Origin of the sequence: Ferrovum myxofaciens (assembly GCF_000735045.1) — a bacterium.
Classification (GTDB): Bacteria; Pseudomonadota; Gammaproteobacteria; order Burkholderiales; family Ferrovaceae; genus Ferrovum; species Ferrovum myxofaciens.
In genome coordinates this window covers 26,602-44,948 of sequence record NZ_JPOQ01000026.1, presented here as the reverse complement: position 1 = coordinate 44,948, position 18,347 = coordinate 26,602, and the positions used below count along the sequence as shown (strand labels likewise).

General features: G+C 55.6%; 17 protein-coding genes and 1 tRNA gene. 8 read left to right on the top strand and 10 right to left on the bottom strand.

What is annotated here, in order from left to right:
* Window positions 1–8: 8 nt before the first annotated feature.
* The 6 genes from IV91_RS0104985 (at window position 9) to IV91_RS0104955 (ending at window position 5,342) form a co-directional block, all read left to right on the top strand.
* Window positions 9–443, top strand: a complete 435-nt coding sequence (locus IV91_RS0104985; RefSeq protein WP_031596512.1) for a ferritin-like domain-containing protein — start codon at window positions 9–11, stop codon at window positions 441–443.
* A gap of 4 nt (window positions 444–447) precedes the next feature.
* Window positions 448–729, top strand: a complete 282-nt coding sequence (locus IV91_RS0104980; RefSeq protein ID WP_031596511.1) for a hypothetical protein — start codon at window positions 448–450, stop codon at window positions 727–729.
* A 44-nt stretch (window positions 730–773) separates the two neighbouring features.
* Complete coding sequence (locus IV91_RS0104975) at window positions 774–983, top strand: hypothetical protein (protein WP_031596510.1); 210 nt, start codon at window positions 774–776, stop codon at window positions 981–983.
* A gap of 63 nt (window positions 984–1,046) precedes the next feature.
* The gene (locus IV91_RS0104970) at window positions 1,047–1,850 is read left to right on the top strand and encodes a CbbQ/NirQ/NorQ/GpvN family protein (protein WP_031596509.1); all 804 of its coding nucleotides are present in this window, start codon (window positions 1,047–1,049) and stop codon (window positions 1,848–1,850) included.
* Between the two features lie 37 nt (window positions 1,851–1,887).
* Window positions 1,888–4,218: a nitric oxide reductase activation protein NorD gene (locus IV91_RS0104965; protein ID WP_031596508.1), complete on the top strand. Its 2,331-nt coding sequence runs from the start codon at window positions 1,888–1,890 to the stop codon at window positions 4,216–4,218.
* A gap of 80 nt (window positions 4,219–4,298) precedes the next feature.
* Window positions 4,299–5,342, top strand: a complete 1,044-nt coding sequence (locus IV91_RS0104955) for an L-threonylcarbamoyladenylate synthase (protein WP_051862102.1) — start codon at window positions 4,299–4,301, stop codon at window positions 5,340–5,342.
* A 6-nt stretch (window positions 5,343–5,348) separates the two neighbouring features.
* Here the strand turns inward: IV91_RS0104955 and IV91_RS0104950 are convergent, their stop codons facing one another.
* A complete protein-coding gene (locus tag IV91_RS0104950) occupies window positions 5,349–6,374 on the bottom strand; it encodes a hypothetical protein (protein WP_031596506.1) in 1,026 nt (341 codons plus the stop codon).
* Between the two features lie 199 nt (window positions 6,375–6,573).
* On the opposite strand from IV91_RS0104950, the gene IV91_RS0104945 reads away from it, so the two are divergent.
* Entirely contained in the window at window positions 6,574–7,494 is a 921-nt protein-coding gene (locus tag IV91_RS0104945; protein ID WP_031596505.1) for a LysR family transcriptional regulator, read from the top strand.
* A 66-nt stretch (window positions 7,495–7,560) separates the two neighbouring features.
* Here IV91_RS0104945 and IV91_RS0104940 read toward each other — a convergent pair whose 3' ends face one another.
* The 4 genes from IV91_RS0104940 to mutY form a co-directional block, all read right to left on the bottom strand.
* Window positions 7,561–8,412, bottom strand: a complete 852-nt coding sequence (locus IV91_RS0104940) for a DUF6671 family protein (protein WP_031596504.1) — start codon at window positions 8,410–8,412, stop codon at window positions 7,561–7,563.
* Window positions 8,413–8,449: 37 nt separating this feature from the next.
* The gene (locus tag IV91_RS0104935) at window positions 8,450–11,050 is read right to left on the bottom strand and encodes a YbcC family protein (RefSeq protein WP_082783074.1); all 2,601 of its coding nucleotides are present in this window, start codon (window positions 11,048–11,050) and stop codon (window positions 8,450–8,452) included.
* Window positions 11,047–12,687 carry an NADH-quinone oxidoreductase subunit L gene (locus tag IV91_RS0104930; protein ID WP_035417172.1) on the bottom strand — a complete coding sequence of 547 codons (1,641 nt, stop codon included), beginning with the start codon at window positions 12,685–12,687 and terminating at the stop codon, window positions 11,047–11,049. Before IV91_RS0104930 ends, IV91_RS0104935 begins: the two co-directional genes overlap by 4 nt.
* Window positions 12,688–12,941: 254 nt before the next feature.
* Window positions 12,942–13,985 (bottom strand): A/G-specific adenine glycosylase, encoded by a 1,044-nt coding sequence (gene mutY / locus IV91_RS0104920; RefSeq protein WP_031596501.1) that lies wholly within the window; start codon window positions 13,983–13,985, stop codon window positions 12,942–12,944.
* A 34-nt stretch (window positions 13,986–14,019) separates the two neighbouring features.
* Between mutY and IV91_RS0104915 the strand changes: the two genes are divergently transcribed.
* A tRNA-Gly gene (locus tag IV91_RS0104915) sits at window positions 14,020–14,093 on the top strand.
* A 1-nt stretch (window position 14,094) separates the two neighbouring features.
* Here the strand turns inward: IV91_RS0104915 and IV91_RS0104910 are convergent.
* Genes IV91_RS0104910 through IV91_RS0104890 form a run of 5 tightly spaced genes read right to left on the bottom strand, consistent with a single transcriptional unit; the run spans window position 14,095 to window position 18,336 of the window.
* The gene (locus IV91_RS0104910; RefSeq protein WP_031596500.1) at window positions 14,095–14,475 is read right to left on the bottom strand and encodes a RidA family protein; all 381 of its coding nucleotides are present in this window, start codon (window positions 14,473–14,475) and stop codon (window positions 14,095–14,097) included.
* A gap of 17 nt (window positions 14,476–14,492) precedes the next feature.
* Window positions 14,493–16,622: a RelA/SpoT family protein gene (locus IV91_RS0104905; RefSeq protein WP_031596499.1), complete on the bottom strand. Its 2,130-nt coding sequence runs from the start codon at window positions 16,620–16,622 to the stop codon at window positions 14,493–14,495.
* A gap of 10 nt (window positions 16,623–16,632) precedes the next feature.
* Window positions 16,633–16,833: a DNA-directed RNA polymerase subunit omega gene (rpoZ, locus tag IV91_RS0104900; protein WP_031596498.1), complete on the bottom strand. Its 201-nt coding sequence runs from the start codon at window positions 16,831–16,833 to the stop codon at window positions 16,633–16,635.
* A 25-nt stretch (window positions 16,834–16,858) separates the two neighbouring features.
* A complete protein-coding gene (gene gmk, locus IV91_RS0104895; RefSeq protein WP_227509432.1) occupies window positions 16,859–17,485 on the bottom strand; it encodes a guanylate kinase in 627 nt (208 codons plus the stop codon).
* On the bottom strand, window positions 17,485–18,336 hold the full coding sequence (locus IV91_RS0104890; protein WP_031596494.1) for a YicC/YloC family endoribonuclease: 852 nt from the start codon (window positions 18,334–18,336) through the stop codon (window positions 17,485–17,487). The genes gmk and IV91_RS0104890 overlap by 1 nt, the downstream gene beginning before the upstream one ends.
* Window positions 18,337–18,347 lie beyond the last annotated feature (11 nt).

The following is an 18,347-nucleotide window of genomic DNA, read 5'->3' as shown; positions in this document are numbered from 1 at the left end:
GCGTGAGCATGTATACAGACCCGCGTTTGAGTGGCTATTTGTCACGTGCGCTCAGCCACGAACTGGCGGCTGTGCAGCAATATCTGATGCAGGCCAAGTTGACCGGCCTGTGGGGTTTATCTGCACAGAGTGCGCAATTTCGCCGGGATGTGAACGAGGAACTGGTGCACGCCGAGCGCTTGATGGAACGTATGTTGATCTTGGGTATTCCTTGTAATGCGACCCAATTGCCACCCATTCGCCCAGGTAGAACGCTGGCGGAAATGCTTCAAATCGATCGCGGGCTTGAGATCGAAGCGATCCGGCTTTATGAAGAAGCAGCGTTCTATTGCGCCAGGCGCCAGGATGGGGAAACGCAAGCGCTGATGCGTGCCTTGATGGAAGATGAGTTGGGACATCTCAAGGAATTGGATCAGCAATTGTCTGAGTTAAAAGGAGAGTGAGATCATGACGCAAGCTAGGGAAGAAGACACGGATATCGCCACGCCAGTAGCGTACAAACCGGTATTGAACCAGCGCTTTGATTTTGGCAACTACGTCGAGACAAGGCGCTTTCTGGATCAACTGGCAAAATTGTCCAGGCGCGAGGACTACTATCCGAATTTGAGCTTCGGCAAAACTTACGTCGTCGTCAGCATTGATGCAGAGGGTCTGGCCACGCTGGACAGGCGAGTATCCGCTTTCACCAGCGAGATGGAGACGCTGGCGGTCGCATCGGGCAAGGTCTAGCAGGTTGGCGTGGCGGATATCGAAGCGATCATTGAGGAGGTCTTATGTCTGTGAAGAAAATGGGATCAAGACTTGCACAAGGCGTACGCCAGATCAAGGTTCAGCAAAACGGGGAGCAGCCAGACATGGATCCGGCAAGCGTTCCGGTCATACCGGTCGCCAAAATGAAGTCGGCGCGTGTCGCAGTCAAGCCTGTATCCGCCAAGGCCGGCGAGTCGAGTGTATTGCATCCGAATCGGGTCTGGCCAGACTGAGAGATATTTCGTAATTCTGATTTACCTCGCCTGTCGTCAGTTACCGACTAATAAGGAGCCACCATGAATGGCGTGATCGACCAGTACCGTGTAGAACAAAAGCCCTATTACCATACCGTTGCCGACGAAGTTGATCTGTACGAAGCTGCCTATGGCGTGCGCATGCCGATGATGCTGAAAGGTCCGACAGGATGCGGCAAGACCCGTTTCGTCGAATACATGGCATGGAAGTTGGGAAAGCCACTGATCACCGTAGCCTGCAACGAGGACATGACTGCTTCAGACCTTGTCGGGCGCTTTTTGCTGGATGTGAGCGGAACCCGCTGGCAGGACGGGCCGTTGGCAATCGCGGCTCGATACGGGGCAATCTGCTATCTGGATGAAGTCGTAGAGGCCAGACAGGACACTACAGTGGTGATTCATCCCCTGACGGACAACAGGAGGGTATTGCCTTTGGAGAAGAAGGGAGAGCTCATTCATGCTCATCCCGATTTCCAGTTGGTGATTTCCTATAATCCGGGCTATCAGAGCCTGATGAAAGACCTGAAGCAGTCCACTAAGCAGCGCTTCGGTGCGCTCGACTTCAATTATCCCGAGCACGCGGTCGAGATGGAGATCGTCTCGCACGAGACGGGGGTACCCAGAGAAGTTTCCGACAAGTTGGTATCCATTGCCGAGCGCGCCAGAAATCTCAAGGGTCACGGCCTGGACGAAGGGATATCGACCCGGATGCTGGTGTATGCAGGCAGCCTGATCGCCAAGGGGGTCGATCCCCAGAACGCCTGCCGCGTCGCATTGGTTCGTCCGATTACCGACGACCCCGACATGCGCGATGCGCTTGACGCGGCAGTGACGACTTTCTTCTAGACACTAGCCATACAACGGAATTTACCGGAGCAGCAAGATGGCCATAGAACTCGAAAAATATCAGGATATATTGGACGAACTCGGCGAGCATGCCAGCGAAGTATTGCGTGCATCCTGGGGAGAAGCGGCTAGGGTGTTCAGTCCGCGAGGTCTGGAAGCTTATCTGCACGGCGCAACCGGTCTGAAATCGTTGGGCCGTGGCACCGATCTGGTGTTGTCCTTTATCCAGAGCGCGCCAGCGGTAACGCGCGAACTGGGCGAGGACGCGGTGAGTGATTTACTCGCAGCCGCTATCAAAATGTATTCCAAGACCAGTGCCACCGTGATCTCTCTGGTTTTTTCCTCCAGCCCAATCGCCGCTTCCCGGTTGGGCGACCCGGAACTATTCCGGGGCTACCTGCACCTGATTGATACCCTGCTCGCCCAGGCACCGCGCGGCGTCCGTCCGATGCTGGATCACCTAGGCACCCTGCTTGGGCAACTGACTCTCGGTGGTTTGCGCCGTTGGGCGCTCTGGGGCGCCCAGGCGCACAAAACCGATTTCAATGCCCAGATCAGATACTTCGGTTTGGAGAGCCCGGAATCCCTAGGCGTGCTGCAAAAGGAACGCAGGGGCACCTTGTTCATCGACGTGCAACGGCGCATCGGTATGTACCTGCGCGCCTTGTGGGGACGGGATTTCTTCATGCGCCCAACCAGCGGCGACTTCGAGCAGCGCGAAGGCTACCGGCCCTATATTGAGGGCTACATCATCCACTTGCCCGACGCCTATGATGACCTTGACCTTCCTTCAGGCAAGATCGATGGTGTGGAACTTTATCGGGCAGCCTGCGCCCATGCCGCCGCACATCAGATGTATACCAAAGAACCTCTTTCCGCCGAAGCACTCACGCCTTTGCAAATGACGGTTATCGGCACCATTGAAGACGCGCGCGTGGAGCAACTGGCGATCAATAGTTTCCCCGGCCTTGCACCTTTGTGGCAAAAACTTCACCACGCCACGCCCCACCAGAACGCGAGCATCGGTGATTATCTCAACCGCATCGCACGCGCGTTGCTGGACCCAGGCTACGCAGACCCAGATCCGTTGATTGCCAAGGTGAGAATGCTATTTGCCGAGCAACTGAACCAACTTGCGAGCAATCATCTCGCGTGGGACATAGGCGTGACGCTTGCCCACGACCTGGTGCAGATGCGGTTACCCTTCGTGCATACCAATATGCTGAGCGCGCCCTATCGCGACGACAATCGCTATCTGTGGGATTTCGACGAGGTATCGGAGTTTGCACAGGTGGCCCCGTGGCAGGAAAAGCAGGTGCGCAAGCATGTCAGCCTCATGGAGTTCGCCAATGAGGTCGAGGTCGAGAACGCAGGTGACGATGCGCAGGAAATCTGGGTATTATCCAGCGAACTTTTCCCCTATGAAGATCTTGGCAAGAGTTACAACGAGTTGGAAGGTAAGGAACCCCCTCCCCAGCCTTACCACTATGCAGAGTGGGACTACCAGATGCAACTGGAGCGTCCGGATTGGTGCACAGTGTTGGAAAAGCGCCCAATACTCGGCGAAGTGGAGGTCATTGACGACATTGTGGTCAAGTATAAATCCATCATCGGCAGGCTCAAGTATCTGATCGAAGCCATGCAACCGCAGGGTGTTCAACGCCTGCGCAAGCAGGAGGACGGAGATGAGATCGACTTGAATGCTGCGGTGCGCGCCATGATCGAAATGCGCATGGGAGAGCAGCCCGACCCGCGCGTCATGATGCGTAACGTGCGCAAGGTGCGCGATCTTTCAGTGCTGTTGTTGATCGACCTGTCCGAATCCACCAACGATCTCGTGCTGGGTTCGAACAACACGGTTCTGCAGTTGGCGCGCGAAGCCACGGTGCTGCTGGCCAATGCCCTAGACAAAATTGGCGACCCCTTCGCCATCCACGGTTTCGATTCCAATGGCCGGCACGACGTGGAGTATTATCGCTTCAAGGATTTTGACATGCCCTACAACGACTTGGCTAAGTCCCGTCTGGCGGGCATGCGCGGCCAACTATCCACGCGCATGGGCGCGGCGATGCGCCATGCCGGTTCGATTTTAAAGCGCCGACCCAGCAGCAGGAAGTTGCTGCTGGTGGTTACCGATGGCGAACCTGCTGACAATGACATGCGCGATCCGCAATACCTGCGCTTCGATGCCAAGAAAGCGGTGGAAGAGTTGACTCGATCTGGCATCACCACCTACTGCCTGAGTCTCGATCCCAGAGCCGACCAGTATGTGTCGCGCATTTTCGGTGCGAAGAACTACATGGTGGTGGACCACGTGCAAAGGCTGCCCGAAAAGTTGCCGCTCTTGTACATGGGTCTCACGCGATGAAGAACAGGCTGGACAGTTCCAACAGACTGGTGGTGGCGCACTCGTTGCACTGGATGAAGTGGTTGGGTGGTGCTTGATCCATGCTTTCGACCGGAAAAATGTTCTCCAATGTGCAGGGGGCTGCGGAGGTTTTGCGTGGAGGCGGGCTCGTAGCCTTTCCCACCGAGACCGTTTACGGCCTCGGGGCGGACGCTGAAAATCCTGCAGCCGTAGCCCGCATCTTCGCGGTAAAGGGCAGACCAGCCGACCATCCGTTGATCGTTCACATCGCGACCCCCGACCAGATCCTTCACTGGGCCAGGGAAATCCCAACCATGGCTTGGCACCTCGCACGGCGCTACTGGCCGGGGCCGCTCACACTGATCCTGCGTCGCGCCAGTTGTGTACCCGATATCGTCACCGGCGGCCAAGACACAGTGGGACTGCGTGTTCCCGATCATCCACTCGCCCTGGCGCTGCTCAAGGTCTTTGGCGGTGGAATTGCTGCTCCTTCAGCCAACCGCTTTGGCCGGGTGAGCCCCACTACCGCAGCGCACGTTCGAGAAGAACTTGGGGATGCCATGGACTTGATCCTGGACGGTGGACCCTGCCACGTAGGCATCGAGTCCACCATCCTCGATTTGAGCGGGCATCAGCCTCGGCTGCTGCGTCCTGGCGCGATCACTCTTGCCGAGATCGAAGCCGTCCTCAAGCAACCAATCGCCCAACCGGGAAACGAAGCGCCGCGGGTGCCGGGCATGCTGCGCTCTCATTACGCCCCGAAAACCCCCGTCTGCCTGATTCCGCCCGCATATCTGAAAGCCGAAGTGCGGTGGCACCTCGGGCAAGGGCAGCGCGTTGCGGTTTTGTCCAGGATTGCTCTCCTTTTGCCCGATGCCTGTCTCTGGAAGGGCATGCCGGACTACCCGGCGGGATGGGCACGCGAACTGTACGCGCGGCTGCGTGCCCTGGATGTTCAATGTTTCGACTACATTCTGATCGAGGCACCACCCATCGGGGCGGACTGGCAGGCGGTGCGCGACCGGCTGGAGCGCGCTGCTTCGGCGCATCCTATTTCTTCCCCAAGGTCAAGTCGTGGCATTTCGGCGCCGTTTGGGGAAGTGGGTGACCATTCGGTTAATTGAACATAGTCAACCGCTTACCCAGAACCCATGATCCATTTTGAGAAATTCATCATATGGAATGTAATGTGACCCTTCGCAGGAGAACGTCAAGCCCACTATGCCGTTGAAAATGTTGAGTGTACCGGAGCGCAGGTATAACATTTCATTCATGAACCGCAGTGCCCTCAGGTTATCCAGCACGGCACGGATCTGCTGGGCAGGCACCAGCGCATCGGTGGGGTACGGCCGCTTGGGATACGCCATGCAACTGTCCGGATCAGCCAGCATATCCATGGGCAACACACGATAACGATAGGGATCATCCATCACCCAGACAATGGCCTGACTGCTGGAGAAATGTAGAATCACATGATATACGCCGTGGTCGAGGATCAACTCTTCCACCACGCTGAGGACCGTATCCAGATGCCTGTCCATCACACTTTTCGAACGAGTCTGGTTAGACACCGTAACGAGAATTGAGGGGTCGCCAACGAACTGGCGCCAGTGACGGGGTTCTTCATAGAGTTGGTGCGTCTGCGGCAAATCACGCAAGGCAAAATCGGCACCTATAAAACCGAGCACAATTCCATTGGCATTGCGCACAAATTGAATGGCAGTCAACGAAGGTCGTAGCGCCCGCAGGCTGATATAGGCTTCGCACAACAGGAAATCGGTGGCCTGAACTCCTTCACGCAGGTAAGGCCACTGTTGGTAATGCTGTTCACGGTTTTTATCAAAAAACCCTGTGGCAAGCAGCGCTTCTCTCATGTAGGGCCGGTCTGACCGATCCCGTCCGAAATGTTCCACCACCAACCCATCGCTGCTTATGTTGGAAGTGATCTGCACCGCGTTCGTATCAAGCACATACAGGAATTTGCAGAAAGGCACAGAGGAAAACGCATCGCTCAATACGGTCTCCATCTTCGCGCGATCACTCCAGACTTGGCTACATGCTTCCGCCAATTGGTGCAATGGTTCGTACAGTAATTCTGTGAGCATTTCACGCTGCTGAACGATGCTTTTATATAAAGATTCCTTGGGTTGGTTCATAGGAGCATCCTCCAGGTTGTTGATTGAAGAAACGAGTGCCGCAGAGTATTCTGGTCAAGTGCCAATACCAATAGAGGTGAGGTAACTTTTGATAAATCTTGTGAAATGCTGGGCAACTGTGAAAATTATGCACAATTTAATGATTTAGTAAAAGTTAATTATGTTTACAATTGTGTTTTACTTTGGTTTAATATAAATCATGCCTATCCGTCATGCTACCTTGCACCAGTTCAAGATCTTCTATGCCGTGGCCCGGCACATGAGTTTTGCCCGCGCTGCCGAGGAACTTCACCTGACGCCGCCAGCCCTGTCCATTCAGGTCAGGCAACTCGCCGAGGCTGTTGGTCAGCCCCTTTTCGATCAGATCGGCAAGAAGATTTATCTTACCCAGGCAGGAACTGTACTGACAGTGGCCTGTCAAGATATGTTCGACCGACTGGAGCGTGTCGCTCAGGAACTGGCCGCGATCCAGGGAATAGAGAAGGGTAGTCTGAAACTCGCCACCCTCGCTACTGCCAAATACTTCATTCCCCGCCTATTGGGGGACTTCTGCGCAAAGCATCCTGGTATCGATGCTGCTCTATTCGTCGGTAACCGGGAGGTCTTGCTGGAACGGCTCGCGCGCAACCAGGACGATCTCTACATCCTGGGACAGCCGCCAGCCCACATGAACGTCGCCGCAGAACCTTTTGCTGACAATCCTCTGGTGATAGTGGTCCGGGCTGACCATCCTCTGGTACCGGAAGAGAAGATCGCTCCATCAAGCCTGAGGGACGTTCCATTCATCCTGCGCGAGCCGGGTTCGGGAACACGCCTAGCCACCGAGGAGTTTTTCGAGCGGCATGGTATCGCTCTCAAGGCGCGCATGGAGTTTGGTAGTAACGAGGCCATCAAGCAAGTAGTGGCCAGTGGTTTGGGCATGGCTGTGCTATCCGCCAGCACGATAAGCGCGGAACTCGCCAGCGGGGATCTGGCGGTGCTCGACGTGTGCGGCTTTCCTCTGGAACGAAAATGGTACGCGGTTTATCCTGCGGGAAAGCAACTTACCCTGACCACCAAGACATTCATGGAATACTTGTTTGCTGCTGCGCACCGGCTCGACAGGCTCCACATGCCATAGCAGTCCCGCCGGGTGCAAGAAGCGGCAGCCGATGTTCGGGTGAGCGTTGCGTTATCTTTATAAATTTCACGGGTTGCAGAAGTCGCAGCGGCCCGCCTGCGCCACTTTCTCCGGGCGCTCTGCCGTCACTTGGTGGTGGCACCTGACGCAACGGTGGATGTCGGCTCGGGCTTCTTGGGTTGGGGTGCCGCAATACTCACAGGGCAGGCCAGGGATGTGCTCGGCCAGTTGAAAGCCGGGGGCGTTGCAGATGGGACAGAGTGTGCAAAGTTTGCGTGTGAGGTCTCGGGCGGCTTGGCCGATCTTCTCCATGCGCGCGGGATTGGCATCGGCGCGCACATCGGTTTCGATGAATACCTGCCCGTTGGTCGATTCTGCGAGCGCCCAAGGAAAGACGGCCTCAAGTTCCGCCCAAGCAGAAATTCCCTTGCGAATACGCGGGTCCTCTTCGCCTTGCGGGCGCACCACCAGAGGGTGCTCGGGGAATCCGGCTTGGCGTGCGAATTCCTCGGCATCCTCCCATTTTGCGGTGAGCCGATGAGAGAAACTGGCTGGTCCCGAGGCTACACCGACCACCTCGATGCCCAGCGTATCATCGATCCAGACGATCATCTCCATGTTCCAGGAGAACATCCCGGTGAAGGGATCAGGCCCGAAACTTCCCTCGCTCGCCAGTCCCAGCGGAAGGCCGGACAGTTCCATGCCAATGCGCGCCTTCTTGCGCGCCGCTTCCAGTTGAGTACCTGGACGTGGAATCTCGCGGGTGAAGGTGCCCAGGGTATCAGTATCGAAGCCGCTTACCCGCTCGACCCGACAAGCCAGGGCAATATCCAGCACCGGCGCGATCACCCGTTCCTTGCCATGCTGGGTGAGCAGGGCCGCAGTTGAGCCGTTGTAGACGGATTTTCCTGAACTCATGACTTTCCCATCCTGCACGGTGAGTGCGGCTCTGGTTTCAATTGGGCGTCATTCGTTGCCATTGCCCGTCCGTATTGCGCTGGTAGATGCCTCCGTGTTCGTCGTCGATTTGAAAAAGGAACAGCCATCGATTCTCGACGAGTTCGCGCACGAGCTCATGTTTGGCAATGATTCGATCGATCTCTGCTTTCGGCGCTTCGAGAAATACGTTCAATCGCAAGGGTTCATGCACCCACCGCTTGCCATCATGGAGCGACTGCAGCGGAAGGCCGACACGCAAGTCACCCCCATTGCCTTCGAATACGCCGATGGCTCCGCCCACGATGTTGTGCAGCACTTTATTGCCGCTGCCGAATCTTTGGTTGTCAACGACGGATCCGTAATACTGCATGTTGATCCAGTTGGCGACCACCATCGGTGCGGTCATGATGAGTTCCAGAACACCGAAGCCTTCATCCTTGCGCCACTCGTAGTCATGCAAAAATGCCCTTCCGGAAAGATCAATGCCTGTGGTTCTGGAACGGGGTGCAGCAATGAACGCGGCATTGCCGGCAAGACCCCATTCCGGAAAAACTTGCGACCAGTCCCGGCTGCGTTCATGGATCAGCGAGTCGACGATCTCTGGAGACGGATTCGAGATGCCAAGCAAATGGGACCGTTCCATGCGTGCCAGTTGTCCGGCTTGAGCGAGCCACTTGCTCAGTTGTTTCAGATCGGGTGCGTGAGTCGATTCCAGCCCTTCGATGTCGAACAAGGTGATCTTGTCAAGGGTCGTGTCATGCAACGCAGGTACAAACCGGGTATCCGACGGTATGGAAATGCCCTTCTGTGCAAGTTCTTTGCGCACTTTTGGATCATTCAGCAATGCAGCGATGACCCGGGCGCTGACTTCACCGGTCTGGCCTGCACAAGCCCCGCAATCAAGTCCTGTGGCATGAGGATTGTTGACTGTGCTGCTTCCGTGCCCAACCAGCAAAATCAAGCGTGCGAAATTGCTGGTCATCGACATGGCCTTTAAAATCATTTCTGCCGAGGCGCCGCGATTTTCCATGGGGATACCCACTGTCGGGTTCTGGGTTGATTTCTGTCGGGTTTGGGTTATTTCATGCCCATGAGAGACTGCCTCCAATGTTGGAGCGAGACGGTTGCGTAACTCGGAGGCGATTCCTTTGGTCTCTGGATGGGGCACGGTACGGCTCCACCCGAAACTGTCGCCTAGCAGTTTCGGGCCATAAAGCAGGCCCGCCGATTCTACAAACGAAAAACAGGAAGAGGGTGAACTCTTGAAAGCTTTCCAGGTATTGGCGCTGTGCAGACGCTGATGGCGGCGGTTGATGGCTTTTCCCACTTCCTGGTCGCTGGCCCCGTGAATATGCTCGTGGACCCGGTAGCCGGGCGTCAGTAGCACAGGCATGTGCATCCGCGCATCAGATGCCCCTAAAGGTACATATTCCATGAAAGCGCCAAAAAATCCGGCAAAGCCCACGGTTTGCACAGTGGGGGCAACGGTTTCCAAAGCCCTGCGAAACACTTCCGATCGCACATCAATGCAGAATGCGGCCTGCACGGCGGGACGGACAGGGTCAGGCTTCGTTATTGCTTGCCGGGCAGGGTTGGCAAGTTCCGCAATGATTTTTTTCTGGTAACCCAGTTCAAAAGCCGTTTGCAGCACAAAGTCCATTTGCATATGAGCTTGCGTGCTGCGTGCAGGGGCTTGCCCCATGGTTTGCACCGCATGCCGCCAGGCATCCTCCAGTTTTGGAGTCTGCCGCGTATTGAACAGAATCAGTTCCCAGGCAAGCCGGATGGCCAGCAGATCGACGATGGAGTCCTCCTGTCCTCCCACTAATTCCTGTTCCCAGCGGAGGTAACGTGTCCATGCTGCCCAACCGCCGATATTCAGTAAGGTGGCATGAAGAAAATCATCCGTCCTGTCCGTTGGGATGCTGAGTCTCTGTAGAGCCAGAGCAATCGTGTCCATAGGCAGATCAGGCAGTGCTGCGATTGCGCTCCTGATCTCCCGCAAGCCCATCATACCGGGGGCCAGATCAATTTCTGCAAAATGGCGCCATGCCTCGTAGAGAGACTCTTTCCGCCAGGGCATCGGCCAGATGGCCTGGCCTTGATCGAAATAAGCGGCAGAAAACTGGCTGATTCGTTCTATGACAAACCCGGTCCATGGAGTACCGTCCAGGTCTTCAAGGACATTTGAAACCAGTGCAATTTGGCCTATGGTGGGAGAGGTATCGCTGGCGATGGCCTTTTCAAATGTGGCGGTGCTGAGCGCGAGGTCATGTTCCCGGAGTGACTGTTCCAGGTCGACGCGAGCAATGCGACCTGTGGAGATTTGCTCCTGATAGTAACGCCGAGGCATGACCAGAGGGGAACCTGCCGCTCTGGCGAGGGTTTCGCCGGCCTGCTCGAAATCCTGATGACGCAGGCCAAAATAGGGGCTGACCGCCACGAAGGCGTTAAGTGGCCAGAGCGGCACGATCCGCTGGCATGCCGATTCCACCACGGCTTTAAGCGAAGCGGAGTTATAAACAACACGGATCCTGCTGATTGCATCGGTATCGTCAGCATTGAAGTCCATGGTTCTGACAGTTGAGTGCAAAGGAATGCTTGTCGTGCGGTTCATGATTGGACTCCTTTCGGTTGCGCATAGGGAACGGTTTGTATCGGCCAAAATCGTTGCAACAGCCGCGAGAACGGAATATCGACATACAATCCGTTATAGAGATGCACGTAGGCCCTGCGTGCCATCGGGTATTTCGCCAAGTTGGGCAAGTTCTGCTGAATCAGGAGGATGGAAAAAAATGTCAGCATCACCAGTCCGACGAGGGCGAATTGAGAGGGACTGGTGACCATTCGTATGGCCGGGAGGCTTGTTTCCAGCATGAAATGAAATGCGGCATGCAGGCTGAAATAAGCGGTACAGACCAAAGCGCTGAGACCGGCCGTACGTAGGGTGAACGCAGCCCCCATCCCCGCCTTGAAAGACTGGAGCAATAGTTGAGTCATGGCCACAGTGACGATTGTGCCCAATGCATAGAGAGCGGGCTGACTCTCCAGCGCCACTCCAAAGGCAGCACCGACACCGATTGTCATGAGACTCGCGAAGGCGAGCACGACGAGCCACTGCCAGAAAGTTGGTGTGGACTGGGCGGAGCGCACGGCTGGTGCGCGGAAGATATCCACGCCGCTGCCCGAGGATAAAAAGGCATGCGCCTTATATAAGGAATGCGTCACCAGGTGCAGCATCGCCAGGCTATACAACCCAAGACCGCATTCCAGCAACATGAAACCCATCTGGGCAGTGGTCGTCCAGGCCAGGAATACCTTGATACTGGTTTGGGTCAGCATGATCAACCCGGCAGTAGCGATCGTAATGAGGCCGATGATGGCCAGGGCGTTAGAGGCGTTGACGGACTGGGACATGAGCGGGCTCATGCGAATAATCAGAAAAGCTCCTCCATTGACAATGCCCGCATGCAACAGGGCCGACACAGGGGTAGGGGCTTCCATTACCTGGATCAACCAGCCTTGCAGAGGAAATTGAGCCGATTTCAGGGCTGCGGCCAGTACAATGAGCCCGCTAGCCCATTGGAGTGCGGCTGGCAACGGACCGGTCATTGTTGCCATGGTATGAAAAACCGTCTCAAACTCCATGGTGTGCAGGGTGGAGCCGATGAGCAATACGGCGATCAGCAGGCCAACCTCGCCAACCCGGCTGGCAATGATTTTTTTACGCGCTGCGAGTACGGCGCCCGTTCGCTCCGGATAGAACATCAGGAGGTGATGCAAACAAAGGCTGGTGGTCATCCATACCAAGACGAACATCAGCATGTTGCCGGAAATGATCAATGTCAGGATGGAGGCGAGCGTGAGATTCAGCCAGGTATAAAATCGCCCCTGATTTTTTTCTCCTTGGAGATAGTTGCGCGCGTAGCGGGAGACCACGAATCCGACGAAAGAAACCAGAGAGAGCATTAACACCGTGACTGCATTGATATAGATGCTCAGGGCTAATGCCCCCATGTTTCCGGGCAATGCAAAGGAGAACGGGGTCACCGTCAGTGAGTTCCCGTCGGCCGCATACAGTAGTGCGGCAAGGGCCGCGCAGATGAAGGACAACCCAGCGGCGCCGTTGCTTAGACGTGCCATACGCTGGGCATGTTCGCCAGACAGAATGCTCCCGAACATGCCCATTACCCAAAGTAGCAACGGTACCGCAGAGATGAGTGCAAGGATAATGAAATTCAGATTTGATAGCATGACAATCTCCGTATATAACATGGTTGAGATCCTCTTAAGGGGGTTCGTCGACGCGCACAGGGAGCGATGTCTGAATTTCATTATGGCGAAACAATTCAATTAACAAAAGTTAAATGTGTTAATTATTATCATTTATAATAATTTAACGTAAAGTGATCCTGTTCCAAATTTGGATCTTTAGCAGGCTGCCGAAAAAGTCTGCGAATATAGGGAACTGGTAAAATCGAGGAGTTGCGGTTGGTGCCAACCGGGCATCACAACTTTCGCGTCAAGCCATGTAGAAGTTGGCGAATCGGTGCAGGGAGAGGATAGGTCATCAGTTCCGAAAGAGATCCCCAATGCCATGGGGAGGGTGAAGAGGGAGGGACAGTGTCCCTGACCTTGAACGCACGGGGGGTCAGGTGCCAGTTAATATGGGTGAGACGGTGAATGAAGGGAGGGGGTTCAAGCTCCGGATAGGGAGCGAGATCGAGAGTCAGGGAGTGACCGGCAGGCTGTGAGTCCATGATTTCCATGGGGAAACTCCATAATCCTCCCCATACGCCCGGAGCGGGGCGTTTTTCCATCAGCCATTGTCTCTCTGGCGTGCAAAGCAACAAGAGACGATGATGACGTTGGGAACGGACGGCTTTTCGGCGTGGGGTGGGATAACGCAGGGTTTCTCCGCGCAGGTATGCCTGGCATTGGGGCTGAAGAGGACAAGTCGTACATTGGGGGCGTGCGCGCGTGCAGAGCAGGCTTCCCAAATCCATCAAACCCTGAGTATAGGCTTCCAAATGCCGATCTGGCAGTTGAGATTCGGCCAGCGCCCATAACTCGGCGTCTCCCGGGTTGTCCAATGCAAAGAAACGTCCCAGAACACGTTTGACGTTCCCATCCAGAATGGCTGCGCGTCGTCCAAAGGCAAATACGGCAATGGCGGCAGCAGTGGAACGCCCAATGCCGGGAAGTTTTTGTAGTTCTTCGGGGGATCGAGGAAAAAATCCCTGTTGAACGATTTCCTGAGCCGCACGGTGGAGATGACGGCCACGGGCATAGTATCCCAGTCCGGCCCAGTGGCCCAACACGGTTTCCAGGTCGGCTCGGGCTAAATCCACCACATCGGGAAAAGCGGTCATGAAGCGCTGGTAGAAGGGAATGACCGTGCCGACTTGGGTCTGTTGCAACATGATTTCCGAGACCCAGATCCGGTAAGGTTCCTGGGTGCCTTGCCAGGGCAAGTCGTGGCGACCGTGTTGATGTTGCCAGGCCACCAGCATTTGCGCGAAGAAAGTCGAGGGGGGCGCGGGACAATTCATGGTAAATCGGTTAGAATCCGGGTTCAAGTTCGGTGCGGGTGTAGCTCAATGGCAGAGCAGAAGCTTCCCATGCTTAAGACGAGGGTTCGATTCCCTTCACCCGCTCCAGTCATGCCAAGACCATGATTCCGTCCATTTCCACCAAAGCCCCACGAGGGAGCGAGGCCACGCCCACGGCGGCACGGGCGGGATAAGGGCTGCTCAAGTGCCGGGCCATGGCCTCGTTGACTTTGGAAAAATTCGCCAGATCCGTGAGGTATACCGTGACTCGAACCAGGTTGTTCAAACTTCCCCCTGCGGCCTGGGTGACTGCCTGCAGGTTGGTCAGAACCCGTTCTATTTGGGCATCGATGCCTTCTTCCAGGATCATGGTGGTGGGGTCGAGCCCGATTTGACCCGACAGATAGACGGTGGAACCCACCTGAACAGCTTGGGAATAGGTACCGATGGCGGCGGGAGCGGAGGAAGTAGATAAAATGGTTTTAGACATGGGGCTCCAGGGGGATTTTATACGCGGGTGAGACGGACGACATCGGGATTTTCCCGCAAATTCTGCATCAAAATGGCCAAATGTGCACGATCCTGCACTTGAACCGTAAAATTGATCTCACTATAGGTACCATCGGCCTTGGCAATGGTGACGCTGTCGATATTCGAGTGTGCCTCGGCAATGGCCGAAGCAACCGTGGCCAGAACGCCACGACGGTTGAGTACCAGTACCTTGATCGCCACTTCGAACAGTTGACCGCTATTGTTTTCCCAGGCCACATCCACCCATTTATCCGGGTCGGTGCGAGATTGACGGATATTTTGGCAATCCTGGGTGTGAATCAGTAATCCCTGACCTTTTTTGATCAGTCCGATAATCGGATCTCCCGGAATGGGACGACAACAGGGAGCAAATTGCACGGCCATGCCCTCACTCCCGCGAATGGTGATGGAAGTGCGCATTTCGGGCGTAGGGAAAGTATCCCCATTTTTGGGCAGAAAAGATCTGGCCACCACGATATTCAGACGTTTTCCCAAGCCAATCTCGGCCAACACTTCTTCCCGAGTCTTGCAACGGTCTCCTTTCAGAAGTTGTTCCCATTGATCCGTCGTGAGGGTACCCGGGTCTGCATTGAGGGCGCGCAGGGCTTGATGAAGCAGGCGTTCTCCCAGAACTTCAGCCTCTTCGTGGCGCAGGGTACGCAGATAATGACGGATTTTGGCACGGGCCTTGGCAGTGACCACATAATTGAGCCAGGCGGGGTTGGGGGTGGCCTCGGCTTCTGTAATGATTTCCACCCGATCTCCATTGTTCAGGATGGTACGGAGGGGGGCCAATTGATCGTTGATCTTGGCAGCCACGCAGTGATGACCGATATCCGTGTGAACGTCGTAGGCAAAGTCCACGGCCGTTGCCCCCCGTATCAGGGATTTGATGGTTCCCTTGGGGGTGAAGACATAAACGGCATCGGGAAACAAATCGACTTTAATATGTTCCAGAAACTCTGCTGCATCACCACTTTCCGATTGATATTCGAGCAATGACTGGAGCCATTGATGGGTTTTTTTCTGGACATCGCTCAAGGGGGTGTTGGAGGACTTGTAGAGCCAGTGGGATGCCACACCGGATTCGGCAATCTTGTGCATGTCCCGGGTGCGGATCTGGATTTCCACGGGGGTACCAAAAGGACCGAACAGAGTGGTGTGCAGGGATTGATAGCCATTGGATTTCGGAATGGCGATGTAATCCTTGAATTTTCCGGGAATTGGCTTGTAAAGCGTATGCAATGCGCCCAAGGCAAGGTAGCAACTGGACAGATCCGGTACGATGACTCGAAAACCATAGATGTCCTGTACTTGCGAAAAGGACAGGGACTTTTCCTGCATTTTCTGATAGATGCTGGACAGATGTTTTTCCCGTCCCTTGATAGACACGTCCAGACCGAAGGAGGCAAGGCGTTGTTCCAACGCAGTCAGAATCTTGCCTACCACCTCGCGCCGGTTGCCCCGTGCCGCTTTGAGCGCTTTACTCAATACAGTATAGCGATTGGGGTAAAGGTAACGAAAGCCCAGGTCTTCCAGTTCCTGGTACAGTTTGTGCAGTCCCAGACGGTTGGCAATGGGGCCATAAATGTCGAGGGTTTCCCGTGCAATGCGCCGTTGTTTATCAGACTTCATGGCCCCCAAGGTGCGCATGTTGTGCAGCCGGTCTGCCAGTTTAATGAGAATGACGCGCACATCCCGGGCCATCGCCAACAGCATCTTGCGAAAATTTTCGGCTTGGGCCTGCTGCTCTGTCTGGAATTCCAGACGATCGAGCTTGCTGACTCCCTCTACCAGTTCGCTCACCGAATGGCCAAACTGTTCCATGATCTCCTGGGCGGTCGTGCCCGTATCCTCGACCGTATCGTGGAGCAAGGCGGCGCATAAGGCTTGAGGGTCGAGATGCCATTCCGCCAGAATGACGGCAACGGAGAGAGGGTGGATGAGGTACGGTTCACCACTTTTTCGGAACTGCCCCTTATGGGCGCAGGCTGCCAAGTGGAACGCCTGCTCCAGCAGTTCGAGATCCGACGGGCGCAGATAGGTGGTGGCCACCCGAAGCAGAGGTTCGGAAGTCAGAATCTCGGAGGGGGTGGGCTCGCTCACCAGAGTCGGATCAGACTTTGTCGATGACTTCTGGCCCGGTTTTGCCTGCAGCGAGTTCGCGCAGCGCAATGACAATGGGTTTGTTGCGTTGCGGATCAACCCGGGGTGGGGAGCCAGAAGCAATTTGACGGGCGCGTTGAGTGACCGCCAGGGTCAACTCGAAACGGTTTTGATTGGAATGCAGAGAATCGTCCAGCGTGATGCGTGCCATGGTCAGGGTTCCAGGAGAGAGAAATCTAACGCGTTAAAAGTGAGGCATAACGGGGATACTGACAGGCGCGCCGACACCGTGCAGCGCGCAGGATGGCCGCCAGATCCCTGAGGGCCTCATCAAAATCAGCATTGATGATAGCATATTCAAACTCATTCTCGTGGCTCAGGTCATCCTGCGCCAGGGACAGGCGCATTTCTATGGTCGCAGGATCATCCTTGCCCCGTCCCTGCAGTCGGTTGCGCAACGTTTCGAGGGAGGGAGGGAGGATAAAAACCCCCAAAGACTCCGGGTAGAGTTGACGGACCTGGCGGGCACCTTGCCAGTCGATTTCCAGAATGACGTCAAAACCCTGGTTCTGCAAATCTTCAAGAGACTGACGAGTGGTCCCGTAAAAATTTCCATAGACTTCTGCCCATTCCAGAAACTGATTTTCTGTGCGTAAGGCCAAAAAGGCCGCAGGGCTGACAAAATGATAGTCCTGCCCTTCGACTTCACCCAGACGCGGTGCACGGGTCGTATGAGAAACGGACAGGCGGACCCGGGGGTCCTGTTTCAGAAGCGCAGCGATGAGACTGGACTTACCTGCACCTGAGGGGGCAGTGACAATGAATAACTGACCGGGCAGTGAGGGATCGGTATCGGACATCATTATTCCAGGTTCTGTACTTGTTCGCGCATTTGCTCGATATGCAGTTTGAGATCAAGGGAGACAAGGGACAATTCCGAGTGAAGGGCCTTGGAACCCAGAGTATTGGCTTCACGATGCAATTCCTGCATCAGGAAATCGAGGCGTTTACCGCTTTGCCCACCGGCCTGGACGACTCGGATCACCTCCTCGAGGTGCATGTCGAGACGGGAAAGTTCCTCGGCGATGTCAATTTTTGCCGACCATTGGGCAACCTCCTGCAGCAGGCGGTCTTCATCGACGCTCGCCAGTGATTCGCGCAGGCGCTGGGTCAGTTTTTCCTGGTAGGCGCAGACCAGTGCGGGCATTCGTTCCCTGAGGGGTTGGATTCGTGCGCTCATGGCCTGGGCATGGTCCAGCAGGAATTTGCCCAATTTTTGTCCTTCCCGGCTACGGGTGGCACTCAAGGAATGAAGTGTGGTGCGGGTCAGGGATTCCACCCATTCATCTGCAGGCGCGCGCTCCAGAGAATGGGGCAGGACCCCGGGCCAATTCAGGATATCCGCCACAGACAGGGGACGGGCATCGGGAAAATCTTTCCGGATGAGGGCGGCAGCCACACGCAACTGTTCCAGGGTGTGGGTGTCCGGGGAGAGGGACTCACTCTTTGAGGGATGGGGTAGCCATTCGAGACGACAGTCCACTTTGCCCCGTTTCAGGGACTGGGATAGAAGTTCGCGCAGGCGCGGTTCACAGGGACGCAGGACATCGGGCAGGCGAAACTGCAATTCAAGGTAGCGATGATTGACGCTGCGCAGTTCCATCAGCAGGGTCCCATCGGGGGTCTCCTGAGAGCCGGAGGCAAAACCAGTCATGCTGTACAAGG

What these genes read in the sequence shown, in the direction of transcription:
- IV91_RS0104940 (WP_031596504.1), bottom strand. Translation starts at nt 8,412, where the DNA reads ATGAGTTCAGGAAAATCCGTCTACAACGGCTCAACTGCGGCCCTGCTC.
- IV91_RS0104935 (WP_082783074.1), bottom strand. Translation starts at nt 11,050, where the DNA reads ATGAACCGCACGACAAGCATTCCTTTGCACTCAACTGTCAGAACCATG.
- mutY (WP_031596501.1), bottom strand. Translation starts at nt 13,985, where the DNA reads ATGAATTGTCCCGCGCCCCCCTCGACTTTCTTCGCGCAAATGCTGGTG.
- gmk (WP_227509432.1), bottom strand. Translation starts at nt 17,485, where the DNA reads ATGATGTCCGATACCGATCCCTCACTGCCCGGTCAGTTATTCATTGTC.
- IV91_RS0104975 (WP_031596510.1), top strand. Translation starts at nt 774, where the DNA reads ATGTCTGTGAAGAAAATGGGATCAAGACTTGCACAAGGCGTACGCCAG.
- IV91_RS0104945 (WP_031596505.1), top strand. Translation starts at nt 6,574, where the DNA reads ATGCCTATCCGTCATGCTACCTTGCACCAGTTCAAGATCTTCTATGCC.
- IV91_RS0104965 (WP_031596508.1), top strand. Translation starts at nt 1,888, where the DNA reads ATGGCCATAGAACTCGAAAAATATCAGGATATATTGGACGAACTCGGC.
- IV91_RS0104970 (WP_031596509.1), top strand. Translation starts at nt 1,047, where the DNA reads ATGAATGGCGTGATCGACCAGTACCGTGTAGAACAAAAGCCCTATTAC.
- rpoZ (WP_031596498.1), bottom strand. Translation starts at nt 16,833, where the DNA reads ATGGCACGCATCACGCTGGACGATTCTCTGCATTCCAATCAAAACCGT.
- IV91_RS0104930 (WP_035417172.1), bottom strand. Translation starts at nt 12,687, where the DNA reads ATGCTATCAAATCTGAATTTCATTATCCTTGCACTCATCTCTGCGGTA.
- IV91_RS0104985 (WP_031596512.1), top strand. Translation starts at nt 9, where the DNA reads ATGTATACAGACCCGCGTTTGAGTGGCTATTTGTCACGTGCGCTCAGC.
- IV91_RS0104890 (WP_031596494.1), bottom strand. Translation starts at nt 18,336, where the DNA reads ATGACTGGTTTTGCCTCCGGCTCTCAGGAGACCCCCGATGGGACCCTG.
- IV91_RS0104955 (WP_051862102.1), top strand. Translation starts at nt 4,299, where the DNA reads ATGCTTTCGACCGGAAAAATGTTCTCCAATGTGCAGGGGGCTGCGGAG.
- IV91_RS0104950 (WP_031596506.1), bottom strand. Translation starts at nt 6,374, where the DNA reads ATGAACCAACCCAAGGAATCTTTATATAAAAGCATCGTTCAGCAGCGT.
- IV91_RS0104910 (WP_031596500.1), bottom strand. Translation starts at nt 14,475, where the DNA reads ATGTCTAAAACCATTTTATCTACTTCCTCCGCTCCCGCCGCCATCGGT.
- IV91_RS0104980 (WP_031596511.1), top strand. Translation starts at nt 448, where the DNA reads ATGACGCAAGCTAGGGAAGAAGACACGGATATCGCCACGCCAGTAGCG.